Genomic DNA, 21,140 nt, shown 5'->3' with positions numbered 1-21,140 from the left:
GTTGCGCGGGCATCAGATAACGCCTTCTTCAACGGTGTGCGGGGTGGGTAGGCGTTCGAGGGTCTGCGCCACTTCCAGCAGACTGGCGGCACCGAATAACTGGCCCATGGGCAGTTCCACGCCCAGACGGCTGCGCAGCATTTCGAGAAAGCGCGTGGCCAGCAGGCTGTCGCCGCCCAGGCGGAAAAAGTTGTCGTGGCGCGAGACGCTCGGCACCTTGAGCAAGTGCTGCCAGAGCTCGGCGATCACCTGTTCGCCGGCGCTCAGTGGTTGCTCATCCATCGCGTCCCGTGGCTGGGCAGCGGCGCTCAAGGGGGCGAGCAGCGCACGACGGTCGACCTTGCCATTGCTGCTCAACGGCAGGCGTTCCAGCACAAGGATCTGTTCCGGGCGCATGTAGGCCGGCAGGCACTGCTCCAGATGCTGTGCGAGCACCTCGGCGCAGGTGCTGGCCGTAACGGCGGCCATCAGTCGGTGGTCGGCGACCAGCGCCACGGCGCTGTTCACACAGGGGTGACGCGCCAGGGCGGCTTCGATTTCGCCCAGTTCGATGCGATGGCCACGGACCTTCACCTGGCTGTCGGCGCGCCCGAGAAACTCCAACAGGCCATCGGGGTGGTAGCGGCCGAGGTCACCGGTGCGGTACCAGCCATCGACAAAACGCTCGGCATTCAGCTGCGGCGCGTGGCGATAACCACGCGCGACGCCGGCACCGCCGATCCACAGTTCCCCCGTGACCCAGTCCGGGCAGTCACGGCCCAGGGCATCGACTACCCGGTAGGCCTGGTTGGCCAGCGGCACGCCGTAGGGGATCGAACGCCAGCCCGGCATTGCCTGGCGTACTTCAAAGTGGTTCGACCAGATCGCCGCTTCGGTCGCACCGCCGAGGGCGATAAAGCGGCAACCGTGGGCCTGCTCTTGCAGGCGTTGCGGCAGATCAAGGCCTATCCAGTCGCCGGACAGCAGAGCGACCCTCAGGTCCAGGGGCTGGCGGTCTTGAGCGTTGGCTTCCAGCAGCATGTCGAGCAGCGCCGGCACGCTGTTCCACAGGGTCACGCGGTGCTGTTGCAATGCCTTGAGCCAGGCGCGGGCATCGCGGCGCTGGTCTTCGTCGATCAGCACCACCGCGGCGCCCACCGAGAGCAGGCCGAACAGGTCATACACCGACAAGTCGAAGTCCAGCGCCGACAGTGCCAGGCCCCGGTCGGCGGCTTGGACGCCATAACAGCGGTTGATTTCGGCCACGGTATTCATCGCCGCGCGGTGGGTGATTTCCACGCCCTTGGGCTGGCCGGTGGAGCCGGAGGTGTAGATTACATAGGCCAGTTCACCCGCTGCGAGAGGCCGTGGAGCCGCCAGCGGTTCGGCCTTCAACGCGGTGGAGGGCTTGACGTGCTTGACGCCGGGCAGTTGCGGGTCGTGCTCGGCGAGTATCAGGGTCACGCCGGCCTGTTGCAGGATGCGCTGGCAACGCTGCAACGGCTGATCGACACCCACCGGCAGATAGGCGGCGCCGGCCGTCAGAATGCCCAGCACACAGGCTACCTGCTGCGGCCCTTTGGCCAGGGACACGGCCACCAGGTCGCCGGGTGCGACACCTGCGTCCATCAGACTGTGGGCGATACGCAGCGCGCGGTCGGCCAGTTCGCCGTACTTCAGCGCGCCGTGTTCACCCCATAACAAGGCGGGGCGCTGCGGAGCGTGGCGCGCCTGTTCAAAGAAACCTTGGTGCAGCGTCGGGTCGCCCGGCACGCAGTCGACCGGGGCGTTGAGTTGGGCACGCCGTTGCGCTTGGGCCTGGGGCAGCAGGTCGGGTGGCGCGCTGTCCCAGGCGTGCTCGGCCAACCAGTTGAGGCTCTGCAGGTAAGCGTCGAACATCGCTTCAACCAGGCCTTCGGGGAACAGGCCGACCACACGGTCCCAGTTAAGGGCAATACCACCGTTGGCTTCGACGACCTGGTGGTCGAGCCACACTTGCGGGGTTTGTGTCAGGCCGAACACTTGGTGGGTAAACGGGCCGTCCACCGGCGCCGCCGTGCCATCCGGGACGCCCAGGGCGCTGGTGAACACCACCGGCATGCTCACCTGTTGCTCGCCATTGCCCCGGGCCAACTGGCGCAGCAGGCTGACGGAACCCAGGCAGCGATGCTCCAACGCCTCGCCCAGGGATTGTTGCGTACGCCGTGCACGGTCAACCCAACGCTCACCCGCCACGGGCACATACCCCAGCAGGGTCAGCGATGTGAAGTCGCCCATTACCTGGTCGATCTGAGGGTGCACGGGGCGGCGATCGAACAGTGTGAGGTTGAGGCTCAGGTCCGGGCGTGCACTCCAGCGGCCGAGGGTTTCGGCAAAAGCGCAGAGCAGTACCGCCGAGGCGGTGAGCCCCTGTTGCTGGGCCTTGGACAGGATCGCCTGCCAGGCGCTGGCATCGATCTGCCCTTGCAGGCGTTCAAAGCGTGGTCGGCCCAGGCTGGCGGGATCGGCGGCCAGCGGCAACTGCGGATGGGGCGGCAATTCGGGCAGGCGTTCCTGCCAGAAGCGCTGCGCGGCGTGCAGCTCTTCAGGTGCTGCAGCGCACTGCAGTTGGTAATCGCGAAACGACAGATCCAACGGGGCCAGCGCTATGTCGGGCTCGCGGTACAACGCATCGAGTTCGGTGTAGAAACGCAGGATGCTCAGGGCGTCGAGGATCAAATTGTCCAGGCTGATCGCCAGGCGTGTGTGCCGGCCGTGGGGCACCGTTTGCACATCGAACAGCGGCCATTGGTGAGGGGCGAACACGCGATGGGCACAGTGTTCACGCAGCTCTTCCAGGCTGGCGTGGCCCTGGCCGATCACGAAGGCCGGCACTTGTTGCAGGATGCGCGCCTGGCCACTGTGATCGAACACAGCGCGCAGCATTTCGTGGCGTTCGATCAAGCACTGCAAGGCGTGTTGCAGGCGTGGCAGGTCAAGGTCCTCGACGTCGTATTCACGGTAGAAGTGGCAACTCACGCCCCCCAGCACCAGGCTGGGGTCGCGGCCCAGCCAATAGGCCTGCTGCACCTCAGTCATAGGGAAGGGAGCGTGGCGTTGCGCCAGATCTGCAACAACGGTGTGTGCGGGTTCGGCCTGTGCCTGTTGATGCAGGTCGACACAAAACTGCGCCAGTACCGGCTTGGCAAACACCTGGGCGATACGTGCACCGCCCAGCCCTTGTTCGGCGAGCAGGCGCACCAGGCGGGTGGCGCTCAGGGAGTCGCCGCCCAGGGCAAAGAAGCTGTGTTCGCGGCACACCTCACCACAGCCAAGCAACTGCTGCCAGGCGCGGGCCACCTGTTGTTCGATAACGCCGCAGGGCGCCGTCAGGTTGGCCTGCTGCACCGGGCGATGCTCGGCAAGCCACGCGTGCAAGGCCTTGCGGTCGACCTTGCCGTTGCCGGTCAAGGGCAGCTGCGCGCAGCCAAGGATCAGCGAGGGAATCATATACGCCGGCAGGCGCTCGGCCAGGCCCGGCAGGTCGATCTGCACAGGCTGCATGGCGCTGTGCGCCAGACGGACCACCGCCGCCAATTGCTGGCCGGTCAGCAACACGACCGCGTGCTCCACGCCTGGGCAGGCCAGCAGCCCCTGCTCGACTTCGCCGGCCTCGATGCGGTAGCCATGTAGCTTGAGCTGAAAGTCGCTACGCCCGAGGAACTCCACAGTGCCGTCGGGGTGGTAGCGCGCCCGGTCGCCTGTGCGGTACCAGCGCAGGCCTTGATAATCGACAAAACGTGCGGCGCTGCGTACGCGGTCGCCGCGATAACCCTGGGCCACCCCGGCGCCGCCGATCCACAGCTCCCCGGCCACCCAGTCCGGGCAGTCATGGCCCTGGTGGTCGACGATGCGCAGGCTGACGTTGTCCAGCGGTTTGCCGTAAGGCAGGCAGTGCCAAGCCAATGGCTGGCCGGGTAGGGCTTCGAACAGCGTCGAGTGGATCGCCGCTTCGGTGGCGCCGCCCAAGGCCATGAAGCGACAGCCCGGCGCCTGGGCCCACAACCGTGGCGCCAGGTCCGGGGCGACTTTGTCACCGCCGAGCAACACCGCACGCAGCGGCAGGCGCGCGTCGGCCGGGGCGCAACCGAGCAACATGTCCAGCAACGCCGGCACGCAGTTGAGCACGCTGGCGCGGTGCTGCAAGGCCAGTTCACGCCAGCGCGGGGCATCGCGCTGCGCTTCGGGCTCGATGCCAATCACCGCCGCGCCGGTGGACAGCGCAGCAAACAGGTCGAACACCGACAGGTCGAACTCCAGCGCAGAGAGCGCGAGGATGCGGTCATCGGCGGTCAGTTGGAGGCGTCGTTGCAGGTCTTCCACCGTGTTGGCGGCGGCCAGGTGGCTGATTTCCACGCCCTTGGGTTCGCCAGTGGAACCGGAGGTATAGAGGATGTAGGCCAGGTCGCTGACCGCACCGGGCCGGGGCGCGTCCAGCGGGGGGCCCGCAGGTGGCAGGGCCTTGAGCAGCAACCGCGCACCTGAGCTTTCGAAGATTTTCTGGCAGCGTGCGTCGGGCTGGTCGATGCCGATCGGCAGGTACGTGGCGCTGCAGGCGAGGATGCCCAGTACCGCGATGACTTGCTCGGGGCCCTTGGGCAGTTGCAGCGCCACGACATCGCCGCGCTGGATGCCTTGGTCTTCCAGGTACGCTGCAACTTGCAGGGCCCGCTCGGCCAGCTCGCCATAGCCGATGACGGTAGAGTGGCCCTGCAGCAGCGCGGGCAAGGTGGGCGTCAGGCGTGCCTGGGCAAAAAAAGCCTCATGCAGGCGCTTGACGGGCAGGGCAGCAGGCTGGCCTTGCATGGTTTGGCGCAGGGCCAGTTGCTCGGCGGGGATCAGCGCAGGCGGTGCCTGATGCCAGGCGTCCGGGTCAAAACACAGGCGTTGCAGCAGGTCGGTATAGGCCTTGAACACGCCATCCAGCACACCGTCGGCGAACAGCCCTTCACGCGCATCGAGGTTGACCAGGATGCCGCCGTCCAGCTCGGTGACTTGCGCATCGAGCCACACCTGCGGGCCTTGGGAAATGATCCAGGCCGGCTGGCCGAAGCTGGCCTGTACGCCCTCGGCGAACAGCTCACCCAGGCCCAGTGCGCTGGTGTATACAACGGGAGCCAGCACTTGTTCACCGCGTTGGCGGGACAGTTCACGCAACACCTCCAGGCCGGAAAACGCGCTGTGTGCCACATCGCTGTGGAAGCGGCGTTGCAGGGTGGTGGCGCGTGCGGCAAACGTGCCGGCGACCCGGCCGTCCCAGGCCAGTACGATCGACGAAGTGAAATCCCCGACCAGGCGATCAACGTCGGCATGCAGCGGCGTGCGGTTGAATAGCGGTAGGTTGAGCAGCAACTCGGGGGTATCGCACCAAGCACCAAGAGCTTCACTGAACACCGCCGCCAACGCCATGGCCGGCGTGAGCCCATGCTCCCGCGCCTGGCGTTCGAATGCCTGGCGTTCTGACGGCGGCAGCCAATGGTGACGGCGGCAGACCTGGCGGTCATCGCCCTGGGGCTTGATCGGCAGGCTCGGCGCACCGGGCAATTGATCGAGGCGCTGCAACCAGTGGTCGCGCGCCTGTTGGTGACGATCCCGCTGCTCGGTGCTGGCCTGTTCCTGGCGCAGGTCAGTCAGGTAGCGGGCGAAGGTGTAGTCCAGCGCGGGTAGGGGATGTTGGCGGTACAACAGCACCAGGTCGCCGAGCAGGGTGCGCAGGCTCAAGGCATCGGCGGCGAGCATGTCGAGGTTCAGGTGCAGGCGGGTGCCGTCGGGCAACAACGACAGCTGGATATCCAGCACCTGGCCTTGCTCCACGGCCAACTTGCGATGGGACAGCTCGGCGCGCAAGGCTGCCAGCCGCTGTTGCACCTGTTCGGCGCCGGCCTGGCGCAGGTCATGCACCGTGAGCCCCGGCCACGGGCTGTGCGCGAGGACCAACTGGCGGCCGTCATCGAGAAACTGCGCCCGCAACATCGGGTGCCGCGCGAGCAGGGCACGCACCGCGGCTTCCAACCGTATCGGGTCAACGTCGTGGCCATCGAACTCGTTATAGAAGTGCGCGGCCACGCCACCCAGCGCTTGGCCAGGGGCGCGACCGATCCAGTAAGCGTGCTGCATCGGCGCCAGTTCGAACGGCAGCCCGTCATCGGTAGCAGCGCTGACCGGCGCGGGGGCCGTGGGGGCGGTGTCAAGCAGGGCCATCCAGCTACATAGGCGTGGGTCCGCCACCAAGTCGGCGAAACGCGCGGCCAGGCCCTGGCGCCGCCATTGGCCGGCAAGACGGATCAGGGTGACGGAGTCCAGGCCCCATTCGATCAGGTTGGCCTCCAGGGGCACCTGGTCGGCGGGCAGTCCAAGGGCGTCGGACAGGGATTGGCGCAGCAGTGTTGCGGTTGAGGTGCTGGGAGTGGCCATGGCTCAACGTCTTCTCATCGCTAGGGCCCGGGCCGGGGTTGGCCCAGGCGCTGGGGGCAGGCAAATGCATGGGGGGAGATGCTAGTCATTCTCATTTTGGCGACTACCCGGATCGAATCGTTTTTGCCCCGTATCCGTTTGCCCAGTGCCGATTGCACGGGCGCAGTTGCGGGACATGGCGCCGATACGCCGCGCGATGCGGTTGGAAAATGACTTGAATCGGGTAGAGCCCGGCCCACGGCCTTGACTACCGTCGCTCGCCGCCCTCTTGCAGGGCCTCTTCATGGAGTTGCGGATGTCTGTCGATTCGGGTTTACAAGTGCGCGGCCTGCGCAAGCGCTACAACAATGGCGTCGAAGCGCTGCGCGGCGTGGACCTGAGTGTTGGCCCCGGGATGTATGGCTTGCTCGGTCCCAACGGCGCCGGCAAGAGCAGCCTGATGCGCACCCTGGCGACCCTGCAGCTGCCGGACGCCGGCAGCATTCACCTGGACGGCGTGGACGTTCTACGCGGCCCCGACCATCTGCGTCGCCGGCTGGGTTACCTGCCGCAGCAACTGGGCGCGTACCCCGGCGTGAGTGCGCGGGATTTGCTCGACCGGTTCGCCTGGCTCAAGGGCCGTACCGATAACCGCCAGCGCCGCGAGGAAATCGAGGCCCTGCTGGATAAGGTCAACTTGCAGCAGGCGGCCCACCGTGCGTTGGCGACCTATTCGGGCGGCATGTTGCGCCGGTTCGGTATCGCCATGGCACTGGTGGGCTCGCCGCGCTTAGTGATCGTCGATGAGCCAACGGCGGGCCTCGACCCGGCCGAACGCAACCGTTTTCATCGAGTGCTGGCGGATGTCGCCGCCGAATCCATCGTGCTGCTCTCGACCCATATCGTCGAAGACGTCGAGAACCTGTGCAGCCGCCTGGCGGTGTTGGCCGGCGGGCAGATTATTGTCGAAGGTCGCCCGGCCGACTTGCTCGCTGCCGAACAGGGCCGCTTGTGGGAGGCGCCGTTCAGCCGTGGTGAATCGTTGCCCGAAGCATTGCATGTGGCCGCCAGCCCGCAAGGCAGTCGCGTGATCGTGCACGGCGAGCGTCCGGCAGACTCGCGTTTCAGCCCCCACGCGCCGCGCCTGGAGGATATCTATTACCTGGCGCTGGCCCAGGCCGGCGAGGCGGTGGACGCATGAATACCTTCGCCTTGCTGGTGCGTGAAGCCTGGGTGGAAGTCCGCGCCGGGCTGCGCAGTGGCATTCCCTTGTTGGTGTTTCTTGGCCTCACCGGCTACCTGCTGATGTCCCTGACGAATGCCGACTATGTGCAGAAAATGGGCGCCAGCGACATTGCCCGCAATGCACCCAGCCTGATTTACTTGATGTCGTGCGGTTGCATGTTCTTCCTGTTTTTTGCCTGGGCCTGGGTGTTTGCGCAGCCGGCCCTGCGCGACCGCAAGGCGCAGTTGGAAGAGGTGCTACTGGCCTTGCCGCTGTCGCTGCCGGCGCTACTGTGGGGGCGTTTTATCGGCGCGGCGCTGGTGGGTGGGTTGCTCGCCAGTGCGTTGATTGTTGGCTTTCTGGTCAGCCCAGTATTGGGCTGGCTCGGTTGGGTACCAGCGGCGAGTATCGGTGCGCCGGTGTGGTCGGCGTTGGCCTTTGCTTGGGTCGCCTTGTTGTTGCCGGTGAGTACGGGGATCGGTGCGTTGTATTACCTGCTGGCGTTGCGCAGCCGTGGCCTGGCTGCGCCCTTTGCCCTGGCGACGGTATTGATGCTGCTGTGGATGTTTGCAGTGGTCGTACTCAAGGGCGGGCATATCAACCCGCTGTTGGCGGCCAGCCTGGACCCGTCGCTATTTACCTTTGCCCAGGCCCAGGTCGAAACCTGGAGCGCCGCGCAGAAGTCGCAGTCGCTGCTGGCGCTGACGCCAGGGTTCTGGCTCAACCGCGCGTTGTGGTGTGTGTTGCCGCTGCTGGTGCTGGCCGTGGTGTTGGCGCGCACCACGCGCCAGGGCCTGATGGGCCGGCGCAGCGGTGCGGTGCTGGCGGAACCGCCGATGCTGCGCAGCCGTGACGTGCAACTGCCGGGTCCGTTGACGGCCAGTCGTTGGACGCACGCGTTGTGGCATGAAGCGCGCTGGCAGGTACGCCAGTTGTTTGCACGGCGGATCTGGTGGGTGGCGCTCGGCTTGCTGCTGGTGATGGGCGTGCTCAGTGGTTTTGTCCACGGCGTGTGGCATGCGCGCGGGCCGATGGTGCCACGGGCGGATCTGACCCTGCCGCTGTTGTCGAGCGCGTTGTTCCTGGTGATCGCCTTTATTATCGCGGCGCTGGTGGGCCTGGTGTGTCGGCGTGATGACGTCGAAGGCCTTGGGACGATGTTGCAGGCGACCCCCGCACCGACCTGGCTGCGATTGTTCGGCCGTACGGCCTGTGTGTTGTTGGCGACCCTGACCTTGGCGCTGGTGCCAGGCATTGCCAGCCTGCTGATCAGCGCCATCGCTGCGCCCGATAGCCTGGCGCCGGGCTTTGTACTGGTCTACCAAGCGCTGGTGTTCGCGCCGCCGCTGCTGGAACTGGCCGCGCTGACGGTGCTGCTGCACGCGTTGATTCGCCGCTCGGGGCTCGCGTACGCCACGTCGATGCTGCTGACGTTTTTCCTGGTGCTCAACCACGAATTGGGGCTGGTCAGCTACCCCGCCTATGCGATGGGGATACCGGCGCATGTGGCGTTGTCGCAACTCGCCGGCTGGGCGCCCGGGTTACCGTATCTCGGCACCCTGGCAGGCTGGAAACTCGCAGGTTGCGCGGTGATGGTTGGCGTGGCCGCACTGGTATTGCCTCGCGGTCCCGAGCGACGCCGTTTCGCTGACATGGGCCAGCCTTTGCCGCTCGCCGTGTTGGCCCTGGGCGCCTTGGGTCTGCTGGGCAGTGGCGTGGCTTTGCACCATCACCTGGTGGAGCAGGGCGACTACCAATCGGTGGCCGAGGAGCGTGTTGAACGCGCCGCCTGGGAACAGCGCTGGCTGCCCGGCGCAACGGCCTGGCAGGTGGCGGGCGGGCGCGTGCAACTGCGCGTGGATTCCGCTGCGCGTCAGGTTGAGGGCCAGTGGACGCTTGACGCCGTGGTGGCCAACCAATTGGACGCCGAGTTGCCGCCAGGCTTGCAGGTGACGGCAGTCAGCGTGATGGGGCAACCGGTCACGTTCGAACAGGCCACCGAACACCTGCGCGTTCCCTTGGTACCTTGTGCGACGAACGCCTGCACTGTGGAGTTGAACTGGACGGTCAGCGCCAACGGCTGGCCGTCGGAAGGCGAAGCGTTCTGGTTGGGGCCGCAGGGTGTGTGGCTGCAAGCGCGCCGCGTTATGCCGCGCCTGGGGCTGGACAGCGAGCGGCTGCTGCGTGCGCCGGTGCAACGCAGCGAGGTCGGTTTGGCAGCCGACGTGCCCTCCTTGGCGGCAGGTTACGCCGTCGCCGTGGAGGCCATCGCGCCGGCGGGCGACTGGCAATGGCACGTTGAGATTGATGGACAGGACTTCAACGGCCACAGCGCGGCGCCCTTGGATTTTGCCTACAGCTTGCAGGCAAAGGCGGATGCCAGTCGCCAGCAAACGGCTGTTGAGGTGCGCGAAGACCTGGACCTGATGAGCGCCTGTGTGGCGCGACGCCTGGGCAGTCGCCCGGTGGTGGAGGGCGTGAGCCAGTGGCCGACCGGCATGGGCGACAGCCGCTTGAGCCAAGGTCAGCTGTTGCTCGCCCAATCGCCGGATTGGGACGTGGCCGCGACCGGCGTCGGGCGTTCGGCACGCCGTGCGCATATTGCCGAGTTGCTTGCCCGCCGGGTGTTGATTGACGCCAGCGACCTGCGGCAGGTGCCGGGTTACCTGTGGTTGAGCCAGGGCGTGGCGGGCGCGATCGGCTTGCTGTGTGTGGCGGATGTAGACGGTCCTGAGGCGCGCGCGGCACTGGTGAAACTCATGGCCGATGAGCTGACTCGCGCGCTGGGCAATGACGGCGAACCCGTCGGCACCCTGGCTGATGCCCGCGAGCAGGGTTGGGCCGCCACTTATGCAGCGCTGGCGAGCCTGGCATGGACCACCGAACAAAAACCCGAACAACTGACGGCAATGACCGCCGCCATCCGAAACGGCCAGGGATGGCCGGCTGCGATCCAGCCCTTGTTGGGCGCGCCTGATCCTCATGCGATTGCCGCTGCGCTTGAGCGCTGGGGCCCTGCGCAATGAATTCGAACCATCCCTGCCTTTTGGAGCTTTGTCATGTCATCTGCACTGTTTATCCAGCCGCTGCGCCGTCCCCTCGGCTGGCGGGCCAACGTCTTGACCCAGGCCATGGCGCTGGGCTTGTCCAGCCAGATGTGCACGGCCTATGCCGCTGACTATCAGCCGCAGGCCTCCGCGGAGGCCATCGAACTGGCACCGCTGACGGTCAGCGCGCGCTTGAGTCAGGAGAGTGCCAAGGACATCCCCTTTGGCCTTTCGGTAATCGATGGGAAAACCCTCGAGACCCGGCGCCTGCGCACCCTGGAAGATGCGCTGCGCACCACGCCGGGGGTGGACGTGAACTCCTGGGGCGGCGCCAATGACGCCAATGTGCGTATCCGTGGTGTCGGCTCACTGAACCAGATGAGCATGGATGACGGTTCGGTGGTGTTGAATGTGGACGGCGTGCCGATGTCAGTGCGCAATGCCGCGCTGGCGACGCTCGACGTGCAGCAGGTGGAGGTGCTCAAGGGCCCGCAGGGCACCTTGCTGGGGCGCAACAGCGAGGCGGGCGCGATCAACGTCACCACCCGCAAACCGACGCGCGAGCTGGAGGGGTATGTGCGCGGCGAAGTGGGCAACCAAGGCCAGTTCATGACGGAAGGCGCCGTGGGCGGGCCGTTGACCGACTCGCTGGCCGGGCGTATCGCGGTGCGCCGCAGCGGCTTTGATAACTGGGTCGATGACCAACAGGACGGCGACCCGCTGACCAAACCCCGTGACTTGGCCCTGCGCGGCAGCCTGCTGTGGGACAACGACCAGGGCACCACCGGCCTTTTGACCGCCGAGCGCCAGCGCGCCGAGCACTATGCGGGCCTGGAACTGCTGCGTCCGTTTGGCAATCGCCCGAGCCTGGACTACACGCCAGGTACCTTTGATGGCAACCAGAAGACCAACGAGCGTTACTCTTTCGAACTCAACCACGACCTGGCGCAGTCGCGCATCACCTCGATCAGCGCCTACACCAGCACCGACTTCAATGCCGTCAAAGGCTACGATCGCAACATCACGCGGGCGTTGTACGGTTCCCCGTTCGAATACCTGATCGAAGACTCGGCCCATGAGAGGGTATGGAGCCAGGACCTGCGCCTGGGATCACTGGCGGATGCCGATGTGTTTTGGGTGACGGGTCTCAACCTGTCGCGCTCCGAACGCAGTTTCGATTCCAACAACTTCACCAATGGCGCGCAACAGTTGCGCGACTTCAGCACCAACAGCTACGCGGCCTATGGCGAGGTGACGTACCCGATTGCCGAAGACTGGAAACTCACCACCGGCCTGCGCCACACCTGGGACCGCAAGACCTATGGTGCCGATTATTCCAGTGGCGGCGCGCAGATCAGCGACAGCCGGCGCTTGCAGGACAACTACAGCACCGGACGCGTGGCGCTGAGCTACGCGCTGACGCCGCAGACCAACGTGTACGCGGTGCTGTCACGGGGCTATAAGTCGGCGGGGTTCAACGACTACGCCACGTCGATCAAGGACAGCGAGCCCTACAAGGCCGCCAAGGTGAATTCCGCCGAACTGGGCTTCAAACATGAAAGTGCCGGGGGCGACCTGAGCCTGGAAGGGGCGTTGTTCATCACGCGCGTGCAGGACGACCACCTGCTGGGCTACGACTTCAACACCCTGGCGGTCAGCGCAGTGAACGCCGACACCCGCAGCAAGGGCGCCGAGTTGTCGACCACCTGGCATGTCACCGATGAACTGACCTTGGGCAGTGCCGTGAGCTACACCAATGCGGTGGTGACGTCGGATGCGCCGGGTGTGTCCGGCGGTGACGTGGCGGCGGGCAGTCGCGTGCCGGATGTGCCGCTGTGGAGCGGCAACTTCAGCGTCGCCTGGCAAAAGAACCTGGGGGCCTTGCTCGGGTTGCCGGCGCCGCGCCTGAACACCTTGCTCAATTACCGCGTACAGAAAAACCGTCCGGCCGACCCGCAGAACCACTACGACCTCAAGGGCTACGCCAAGCTGGACCTTCACCTGGGCCTGGAGAGTGGCGGCTCAGAGATCTACCTGTGGGGCGACAACCTGCTGGATGCACGCTACGACCTGTACGGCTCGTACTCCACCGACCAGGTACTGACCGGCATGCCGGGACGCGGGCGTTCGGCGGGCGTGGGGTATAGCTACCAGTTCTGAACCCCAGTTGTGGCTATCGCCGGCAAGCTGGCTCCTGCAGGTTGCCATTGGTGTAGGAGCCGGCTTGCCGGCGACAGGGGCGGGTCAGAACTGATAGGTATAGCCTACGCCCAAGGTGCGGCGGCGTGCCGGTGCACCGTAGGCCCCCGGGTCACTGTAGAAACCGTAGGTGTCGTAAGTCTGGTTCAGCAGGTTGTCGGCGAAGGCATAGACTTCGCCGTATTTGCTTTCGAGGCCCGCGCGCAGGTCGAGTTTCTCGTAGTTGTCCAGGTTGAAGTGGTTTTGCGGGTCGGCTGCGCGCTCGCCCACCAAGTGATAGTTCAGGCTGGTGTTGAGGGTGGTTTTACCGAGGCTGGCGAAGGTGCCTAGTGGATGTTTCCAGCTGGCGTTGAAGTTGGCGCTCCAGCGCGGAACATCCGGGGTGCGGTTGCCGGCAGCGACGTCACCGGCCTGGATGCCTTGCACGCCGCTGGTGATCTTGGCATCGAGGTAGGTGGCGCTGGCGGCCAGGGTCAAGCCGTAATCGAAGCGCCAGTTGCCTTCCAATTCGGCACCACGGGTGCGGGTGTCGGCGTTGAAGGCATTAGTGGCGAAGGTTGCTGCGTCGTAGCCGAGCAGGTGATCGTCGTGTACCCGGGTGAAGAACAGCGCACCGTTGAGGCTGCCGCGACGTTCTTCGGTTTCACTCTTGAAGCCCAGTTCAGCGGCTTTGCTGACGGCGGCTTGTAGGGTTCGCTGTCGGTGACCTGCGAGGCATAGTCATTGAAACCACCGGATTTATAGCCCCGCGCGAGTTGCACGTAGACGTTGGTTTGCGGCGTCAGGGCGTAGCTCAGGGCGACGCGGCCGGTGCCCTAGTCGTCAGTCAGCTTGCGGGAGTCTTGCACCGCACTGCTGCCAGAGAAGTACTGACCGTCGTAGGTCTTGCGGTCCCAGGAGTGGCGGTAGCCGGTGGTGAGTTTCAGGCGCTCGGTGAGGGGGAAGGTGACTTCGCCGTAGCCGGCGTAGGTGGTGGTGAAGTCACGGTATTTGGCGCCGGAGGTGCCGTAGGTGTTGCGTGGAGTGTCGTAGCTGCGCTCGTTGCGGCTGGCGGCGAGGCCCGCCACCCAGAACACGTCGGAGTCAGGCAGCGAGCTCAGGTGCAGGTCCTGGCTCCAACTGCGCTCGAAGGATTTGTCCACCACCCAGAACTCGCTCGGCGTGCCGTACAGGGCGCCCATGAGCTTGCTGTCGTAGGCGATCAGGCCTTCGAAGTCGGCGGTGGATGTGGCTGTGGTGGAGGTCAGGCGGCTGTTGGCGAAGTCGTGATCGACCTTGAGCGTATAACGCTCGGTGGTCTTGTAGTTGTCGTCGAATAGGCCGGGGGTCAGGTCCAGGCTGGGGTCGCTGCCGTAGGGACGCAGCACCAGAGAGTTAGTGGCACGCTCGGTTTTCTGGCGTTCGGCGCTGAGCAATACATGGGTGTCATCGTTGAGGTCCCAGAGCAGGCTGCCGCGATAGGTTTCGTTACGCGGCTTGGTGATGGGGTGGTTGGTCTGGTCGCTGTCGATCCAGCTGTCGTAGCCGGCACGACGCACGGCCAGGCGCCCGCTGAGGCTGTCGCTGATCGGCCCGCCGATGGCGCCTTCAGTGAGGAACTGGCCTTCCTGGCCGACTTCGCCACGCACATAACCTTCGAGTTCGCGGGTGGGTTGGCGCGTGGTGATGTTCACCGCGCCCGCCTGGCCAATTGCGCCAGATAACGTGCCCTGCGGGCCCTTGAGCACCTCGATGCGATCGACGTCGAGGGTGCCGGTACCAAGGCTGCGCGACGACACCGGCACGCCGTCGATATTGAACGCTACCGAGCTGTCATCCATCGACATCTGGTACAGCGAACCGACGCCGCGGATCAGCACGTTGAAGTCATTCGGCCCGCCTGAGGAGTTGACGCTCACTCCGGAAGTGTTGCGCAGTGAGCTTTCCAACGTGTCAAGGCGCTGGGTGCGCAGTTGCTCGCCGCTGATCACGCTGAGACTGATGGGCACTTCCTTCGGGTCTTACTGCTCCAGGCGCGCAGTTACCGTCGAGGCCGGCAGTTGCACGGGCTCACTGGTGGTGGCGGCGAGCGCCGAATTGGCCAGTGTCAAACTCATGACTATTGTTATAGTATTACGCTTGTAGCAAGATTGGCTGGTAGCCGTCGTGTTGCATTGTGCAGACATGATGGGACCTTGACTGAGGATTTTGATCGGCGCGCGTTGCGGGGTGGCAGCGGCGATTTGGCGGAGCCTTTGCAGCGTGCCAGATGCTAATAATTATCAATTGCACACTTCCACCCCGATGTGATCTGATTCGAGCCGTATCCGGTCAGGCAGGAGATTTACGATGTCAGCCGTTCAAGGAGGCGCAGGGGAGCCGATGCCGGTCTCGCGAATCATTACGGGAGGGTATGGAAGCGACCTCGGACCAGGGGCGCACTGTCGCGTCACCCGCGTGGCATTGCAGGACGGGCTGGACATCGTGCGCTGGCAAAGCACGTTCGAGCAGCCGATCGAGTTGCCCTTGCAGGACGACAGCGGGTTCATCCATTTCAGTTTCACCAACCTGCTCAAGGGCAAGGCCGCGTGCAGCTTCAAGGAAGGGCGTCGGCAACGGCGCTATGCGATTGACGAGGGCGCCGGCAGCATCAGTTTCGGGCGGTGCCGCCATGGCGTTTATCACCAGCATGGCGAGATCGATAACATCACCGTGATGATCCGCCCCGCAGTGCTCGCGCAGTGGGAACTCAAACTCGACCCGTTGCTGAACAAGGCGCTGGCCTGTGATCATTGTTTTCTCGATGGTCATCGCAGCGGCGAAATGAGCGCCACCGCGCATATGCTCGGCACCGCGATGGACCAGGGCGCCAGCCTGCCGTCGGCTCAGCCGCGCAGCAGCCTGTGGCTGTACGGGCAAAGCGTCACCCTGGTGAGTCTGTTTCTTGAGGCGCGCCAGGACGCCGAATACACCTGTCGCGTCAGTAACACCGACCGCCAACGGCTGGTGCGTGCCCGTGATCGCCTGCTCGAGGACCTGGGCAAGGCGCCGAGCCTGTCGGAGCTTGCGCGTGAGTCCGGGTTGAGCCAGCCCAAGCTGACCCGCGGGTTCCGCCAACTGTTCTTCAACAGCGTCTACGGTGTATTCCAGCAAGCCCGGATGATCCAGGCGCGCAGCCGCTTGATGAGCGGCGATGAATCCGTGATGCGCATCGCCTCGGACCTCGGCTATGCCAACGCCAGCCATTTCGCCACGGCGTTTCGCAAGCAGTTCGGAATCAACCCGTCGACTCTGAAGAACGGTGGCAGAAGTAAATCATTTGGTGTCAGTGCATAATAAACGAAGTAGAGCCTAAGTGATCCAGATACGTTTGACGCAGGCAGATGTGCAGCGGTTCTGACGGATGCGCAGTGAAATAGACCACTTTTGCCAAAGTTGCTTGAACATGGATGGTTGGGAAGGTTGGTACTTTTTACATGCTCGCCGTTGTTCAATACGAGTTTGCAACGAAAGTGTGTAACTGGCGAATATGCGCAGCCGGCACTGCTTTCCATGGACGTTGGAGGATAAATTTGATTTTTCAGAGGTGCTTTTTGAAGGTTGCTGCGGTGATTGTCATGGCTAAACCCAGCATGGTCGCGCTAGGCAAAAAAAGAACCATGGGGTTGAGCGAAAAAGGCAGGGATAAATAAATGACCCATGGCATCAACAGCAGTGGCATTACCGTACGCTTAGCGCGGTGATAAACAAAACTGCTTTCTCGGCCCGCGCCAAATTTACGCAGGTCTCGGCGTATCAAGCCATCGATAAAACCAGTGAACATGGCTAGCAAAAATAAGGGGGTGGCCAGGATCAGAATGGCTAGGCGCACCATGAAGGTAAATGTCACATACACTGCGGCCAGCACGAAATCTTCAATGCTCACGTACAGCTGATTGGTCCAACTCCAGAAGCCGATACCCTGGCTCGACACCCGCGCCTGCCGGGCAAAATCCGCAAAGCCAGTCTTGACCAACAGCCACTGATTGAGAAAATCCAGCCACTGGACAATCCTCTGTCCAGGCTGTTGGATGATGAGTGAAGCTTGGAAGTGCTCGCTGAGCCATCCCACTTCGCTATTCAACATGGCCTGGCTATGTCGCCAGCCCTGATCGCCCCAGAAGAGCAGCAGGCCGGCGAACTCTATGAAGATCGAGAACAGCAACGAGGCGATCAGCAATCCGATGATGCGAAGGATTAAGGCGATTGCCGAGATGATTAACCCCGAGCGCTGGACCGGTTGTGGAGGCGTGTGCCGGACGGAACTCGCCATCGTTCACTCCATTGCGCGCTGCAGTATTGATGTCGTCACGACGCCTTCTGGACAGTTTTCTGCTGATCGAAACCTGAGGCAGGGGCGGGCTATCCCACCTGATCCAGATCGAAGTTGGTTGTTGGGCCGCCACCGCTTGCGCTCCACCATTGCCCTGCCTGCTCGTTGTAGGTGGCCCGCATTCGCTGGGTGAGCTCCTGTAGGTCCTTGGGCATGGCATCGTCGTTAGAGGGTTTTGGCAATGGCATGCGTACTTTCCAGAGCTGCCCACCGGCCTGGAAAGAGAACATTTGCCCTTTGGGCAAACCGACGATGTGTGCGGGCTCGATCAGCGGCACACTGGTGCTGCTGACACGGTCCTGTGAGGACGAGGTGAAGTCCGTGTTGGCTTCAGGATCGGAGGTATCGGTGGCACCCGACACCAGGGTCTTGGTCAGCACGTTAACCTTGGGCAACTGCTGTGTGAGCAGCTCCGCGGTGGCGGTCTCGCGTACGCGGAGCATCTGCAACGTATTGAAGTTACCAATAACCTGGCCGGCCTTGGCGCGATTACCAATGCGCGCTTCGATATCACTGAGGGTCTGGGTGTAAGCCGTCACCTGGATGCCAGCGCCACCGCCCTTGTTGATCAGCGGGATGAATTCATCACCCATCAACTCGTTGAACTCATCGGCGTGGAGGTTGATCGGCAGCTTGTCACTGCTACCGCTCGATGCGGGCAGGCCATGGTCGATGCCGTGTTTGTAGATGTGTCCGGCGACCGAGACCAAGTCTGCGAACATGGAATTGCCCACCGCGGCGGCCACCTCGGCGTCGGTCAGTGCATCCAGACCAACGTAGACGATGCCGCGTTTTCGGATGATCTGCATCCAGTCGAAGATCGGCCGCGGGTCATCCAGGTCGGCGTAGTTGGGGGCCAGTAACTGGGCGGTCTTGCCGGTGGTGAGTTTCTCCAGCAGCGGCAGTAGCGAGGCAACGATTTTGTCAAAGTAAGTACGGTCGTAGCGCACCGCCGAACGCAGCCCGTCCATTACGGGATCAAATACCCGCTTCACCGCCAGGTACTGCTCGATGGCCACCACGCGTTTTTCGCGTCCCACCATATGCCGGGGAATGTTTTTTTCGGTGAGCTTGCCTTCAAGCTGGACGATCACTTCCCATGCTTTCGGATCGGTTCTGGCGAAAAATTGCTGGGCATACTCAATGAACAATGCGTCGATGTTGACCACATGCCGTTGGATTTGTAGGTAGTCTGGGCGTCGGCCCAACTCGATCAGGGCGCGGGCGATGATGTTGACGAAACGCCAGGCGAACTCGCGAAATGCCGCCGAGTTGCCTTCACCACTGAGCTGCCCGGCGATGCGCGACGCCACTTCCGAGATGCGCCCGAAACGTCCCACGGCGTTGTAGCGGGCGGAGATCTCCGGCCAACCCAGATGGAACACATAAAACTCTTTCTCCCGACCGGCGCGTTTGGCTTCGACGTACATGCGCTTGAGCAGGTCGGCATCGCCCTTCGGATCGAAGACAATGACCACCTCGTGTTCGACGCGATGGATGTCTTGGGTGATGTACACCTCGGCGAGCCGCGTCTTGCCGACACGGGTCGTGCCCAGCACGAGGGTATGTCCGACTCGTTCACCCAGCGGCAGACTGACTTCCGTTTCGTCCGGCTCAACCCCATGCAACAACGGTGAGCCACCGACTGGGGGTAAAGGGCGCAACGGATTAAAGGCGCTGTCCCAGGCCGTGACCCGGGCCAGTATCGAGAGCGGAAACGGTGCATGTTCCAGGCGACGTTCGAGTCCACGTGCCAGGCGGTAACGGGTCGGTTGGTCGACGTAGTGAGCGACGGCCGGATCCTGGGCCTCGACTAAGCGCTGGGTGTGCAGGCGGGTCCAGCGAAAGCCTCGGCCCATGAACAGACGTTTGCGGCTCACCGGAATCTGCCGGCTGGTCAGCTCGTAGCGAGGCAGCCGGCGGATATTGCGCCGATAGCGCAACACCTCCCAGGCTTGTCGGAGGCGGATCAAACCGAACAGGGCATAGGCCAGAGCCGTAATCAGACCGATCTCGGGTGATAGGGCGACGGCCCAGGGCGAATACACGCACAGCACCGCCGCGGCGACGCAGATCGCCACGGTATACAGCTCGACTGCGGGCCGGAGTTTGGACTCCATCGCATGCTCGGCCATGATCCAGACTCACTGTTCCAGTGAGGTGGCTGTGATTAAGATAGGGTAGTGCTCAATTTTCAGGCGAGAGGCGATGTCGTTGCCGTTGACCGGCAGGATGGTGATGCCCGGCGCGGCTGCTCGAATTCGGGCCAGGGCTTGAGTATCGGTCACTTCGACGGCGAGGCCGGCCGCCCCTATTTCTTGCAGTTCAGTCGCACGCTGATGCAGCCAAGCCAGTGACTGGGGATCCTCACCTACTAGGAAAAATGGGCGTAAGCCCGGCATCTTTAGGGCGCGAGACGTGATGTGGCCGGGGCTCAAGTGAGAGCTGTGGACGGGTAGTATCCAGGCTTCATCGACAAACGTGGACAGGTCCGCATGCATGGCCCGACTAGGCTGGATCTTGTTGTTTATTGGCGGCCAGGGGACCTGAAAATGGAGGCGGGTGAAGTCGCTAGGCTGATCCCCGGCTACGGTCCGTTCCGGCTGGGCGAAAGGAGCCAAGATCAGGATGAAATAGCAGATAAGGGGTATTCGCTTCATTGTGGTGTGCCCTGTTTGAAGGAAACCTGCAATTGTTCGAGTTGTCGGGAGAAGTCGGCGCGGTAACGCGCGGCCGGCGTTCCTCCTGCCGGGCGGTGATATCGGCCAGCAGCTGACACCCAATCACCGGTGACGGCGTGATGCTCTTGCAGCAGCGCGGCAGTCACGGCCAGATTGCGGTAGGGTTCGAGGGCTTCGCAGGGACTGGAAAAATGCTGTCCGTGATAACCCAGGTTGATTTGCCCAAGCCCGGCATCGACGCGCTTGGCGTCATACCGAGCAAGTGCCTGAAGCAAGGCGTGACAGGCGGTCTGACGATTGGCGAAACGGTAAGGGCTACCGGCAATATTCAGCGTCCAGGGCCAGGGCAGCAGTCGACCACGGAGGCGGGCGCCACTCTCCTGCAGGGCAATCGCGAACAACACCGTAGAAGGGACGTTGGCGTCATGCGCTGCCAGTTGATAAGCCGGAGGCGGAAGTTCGTCTGCCCGGACGGCGTGCACCGTCAGCAGGAGCGCAATAGCAATCAATCGAGGCGTTGCCATTGTCCGTTCACCTGCTGAAATGTGACGGGTAACGGTCTCGGGGCTCCCAGGCTGAACCAGCGCCCGCGATCATGGTTCAGGGTGATTTGCCGGTGTTGGACCTTGGCCTGATCGATGTCCGCTTGCCTAGCCCAGCGACGGACGCGTTCATCCTCGCCTTGGCTGCCCACCAGGTAAATATCAAACCCCGTATCACTGCTTTGCAGACGCTGTGCTTCAGCGGTGCACGCAGGGCAATGGTCCTCGACAAACAAAGCTCGGCGCGGCTCGACCGGTGAGCTAGCGGTGGGCGGGGATGCCATACCCTGAATCGGCAACAGCCCCGGAAACAGCTTGGCCCAAGCCGCGGTGTAAGCATTTTGGTAAGCCAACTCGCGCTCGGCTCGTTTGGCTTCCAGCGCTACCTGCAATTCGGCATAGCGCTGGCGCTCTTGGTCGGTCTCTGCTTCGACGCCGAGCGCGGTCAGCGGATCCAGATTCGGGCTCCAGAAACCACGCGGGCCGGCTTGGATCTGTTCGAAGCGTGTCCACTCCTGCTCCGTCAGACCCCAGCTTGCCGCCTGTTCAGAGTGCGAGCGCCCCAGCGGAGTGGACTGTGTGTCCTGGACCTGTGACGGTGTCGTGACAGGGTTGCCCATCGCAGCGCCCGTGCTAAGCAATGAAACGAGACAGACGACGGGGGACAGTAGCGCTCGGTTCATA

Annotated in this window: 12 protein-coding genes; 4 read left to right on the top strand and 8 right to left on the bottom strand. The window is 63.7% G+C overall.

The window, feature by feature from the left end; genetic code table 11:
* Positions 1-12: 12 nt before the first annotated feature.
* The gene (locus ND528_RS20845; RefSeq protein WP_263471125.1) at positions 13-6,432 is read right to left on the bottom strand and encodes a non-ribosomal peptide synthetase; all 6,420 of its coding nucleotides are present in this window, start codon (positions 6,430-6,432) and stop codon (positions 13-15) included.
* Positions 6,433-6,727: 295 nt separating this feature from the next.
* Between ND528_RS20845 and ND528_RS20840 the strand changes: the two genes are divergently transcribed.
* The 3 genes from ND528_RS20840 to ND528_RS20830 are packed head-to-tail and all read left to right on the top strand — an operon-like array spanning position 6,728 to position 12,843.
* The gene (locus ND528_RS20840; protein WP_028616083.1) at positions 6,728-7,612 is read left to right on the top strand and encodes an ABC transporter ATP-binding protein; all 885 of its coding nucleotides are present in this window, start codon (positions 6,728-6,730) and stop codon (positions 7,610-7,612) included.
* On the top strand, positions 7,609-10,662 hold the full coding sequence (locus tag ND528_RS20835) for a hypothetical protein (protein WP_263471124.1): 3,054 nt from the start codon (positions 7,609-7,611) through the stop codon (positions 10,660-10,662). The genes ND528_RS20840 and ND528_RS20835 overlap by 4 nt, the downstream gene beginning before the upstream one ends.
* A 33-nt stretch (positions 10,663-10,695) precedes the next feature.
* Entirely contained in the window at positions 10,696-12,843 is a 2,148-nt protein-coding gene (locus ND528_RS20830) for a TonB-dependent receptor (RefSeq protein WP_263471123.1), read from the top strand.
* An 84-nt stretch (positions 12,844-12,927) separates the two neighbouring features.
* On the opposite strand, the gene ND528_RS20825 is transcribed toward ND528_RS20830, so the two are convergent.
* Both ND528_RS20825 and ND528_RS20820 read right to left on the bottom strand, forming a co-directional pair.
* Positions 12,928-13,542, bottom strand: coding sequence for a TonB-dependent receptor domain-containing protein (locus tag ND528_RS20825; RefSeq protein WP_263471187.1), 615 nt, complete (start codon positions 13,540-13,542; stop codon positions 12,928-12,930).
* Between the two features lie 155 nt (positions 13,543-13,697).
* On the bottom strand, positions 13,698-14,870 hold the full coding sequence (locus tag ND528_RS20820) for a TonB-dependent receptor (protein ID WP_263471122.1): 1,173 nt from the start codon (positions 14,868-14,870) through the stop codon (positions 13,698-13,700).
* Positions 14,871-15,210: 340 nt separating this feature from the next.
* Between ND528_RS20820 and ND528_RS20815 the strand changes: the two genes are divergently transcribed.
* The gene (locus ND528_RS20815; protein WP_263471121.1) at positions 15,211-16,197 is read left to right on the top strand and encodes a helix-turn-helix domain-containing protein; all 987 of its coding nucleotides are present in this window, start codon (positions 15,211-15,213) and stop codon (positions 16,195-16,197) included.
* Between the two features lie 244 nt (positions 16,198-16,441).
* On the opposite strand, the gene ND528_RS20810 is transcribed toward ND528_RS20815, so the two are convergent.
* The 5 genes from ND528_RS20810 to ND528_RS20790 form a co-directional block, all read right to left on the bottom strand.
* Positions 16,442-17,173 (bottom strand): TIGR03747 family integrating conjugative element membrane protein, encoded by a 732-nt coding sequence (locus ND528_RS20810; protein ID WP_263471120.1) that lies wholly within the window; start codon positions 17,171-17,173, stop codon positions 16,442-16,444.
* Positions 17,174-17,262: 89 nt separating this feature from the next.
* Positions 17,263-19,368, bottom strand: a complete 2,106-nt coding sequence (gene traD / locus ND528_RS20805) for a type IV conjugative transfer system coupling protein TraD (RefSeq protein WP_263471119.1) — start codon at positions 19,366-19,368, stop codon at positions 17,263-17,265.
* Positions 19,369-19,377: 9 nt separating this feature from the next.
* Positions 19,378-19,893, bottom strand: coding sequence for an integrating conjugative element protein (locus ND528_RS20800; protein WP_263471118.1), 516 nt, complete (start codon positions 19,891-19,893; stop codon positions 19,378-19,380).
* A complete protein-coding gene (locus ND528_RS20795) occupies positions 19,890-20,438 on the bottom strand; it encodes a lysozyme family protein (protein ID WP_263471117.1) in 549 nt (182 codons plus the stop codon). The genes ND528_RS20800 and ND528_RS20795 overlap by 4 nt, the downstream gene beginning before the upstream one ends.
* Positions 20,420-21,139, bottom strand: a complete 720-nt coding sequence (locus ND528_RS20790) for a TIGR03759 family integrating conjugative element protein (protein ID WP_099587614.1) — start codon at positions 21,137-21,139, stop codon at positions 20,420-20,422. Before ND528_RS20790 ends, ND528_RS20795 begins: the two co-directional genes overlap by 19 nt.
* Between the last annotated feature and the right edge of the window lies 1 nt (position 21,140).

This window comes from Pseudomonas mercuritolerans, from assembly GCF_025706525.1.
Lineage (GTDB): Bacteria > Pseudomonadota > Gammaproteobacteria > Pseudomonadales > Pseudomonadaceae > Aquipseudomonas > Aquipseudomonas mercuritolerans.
This window is presented reverse-complemented; position numbering and strand designations above follow the sequence as displayed.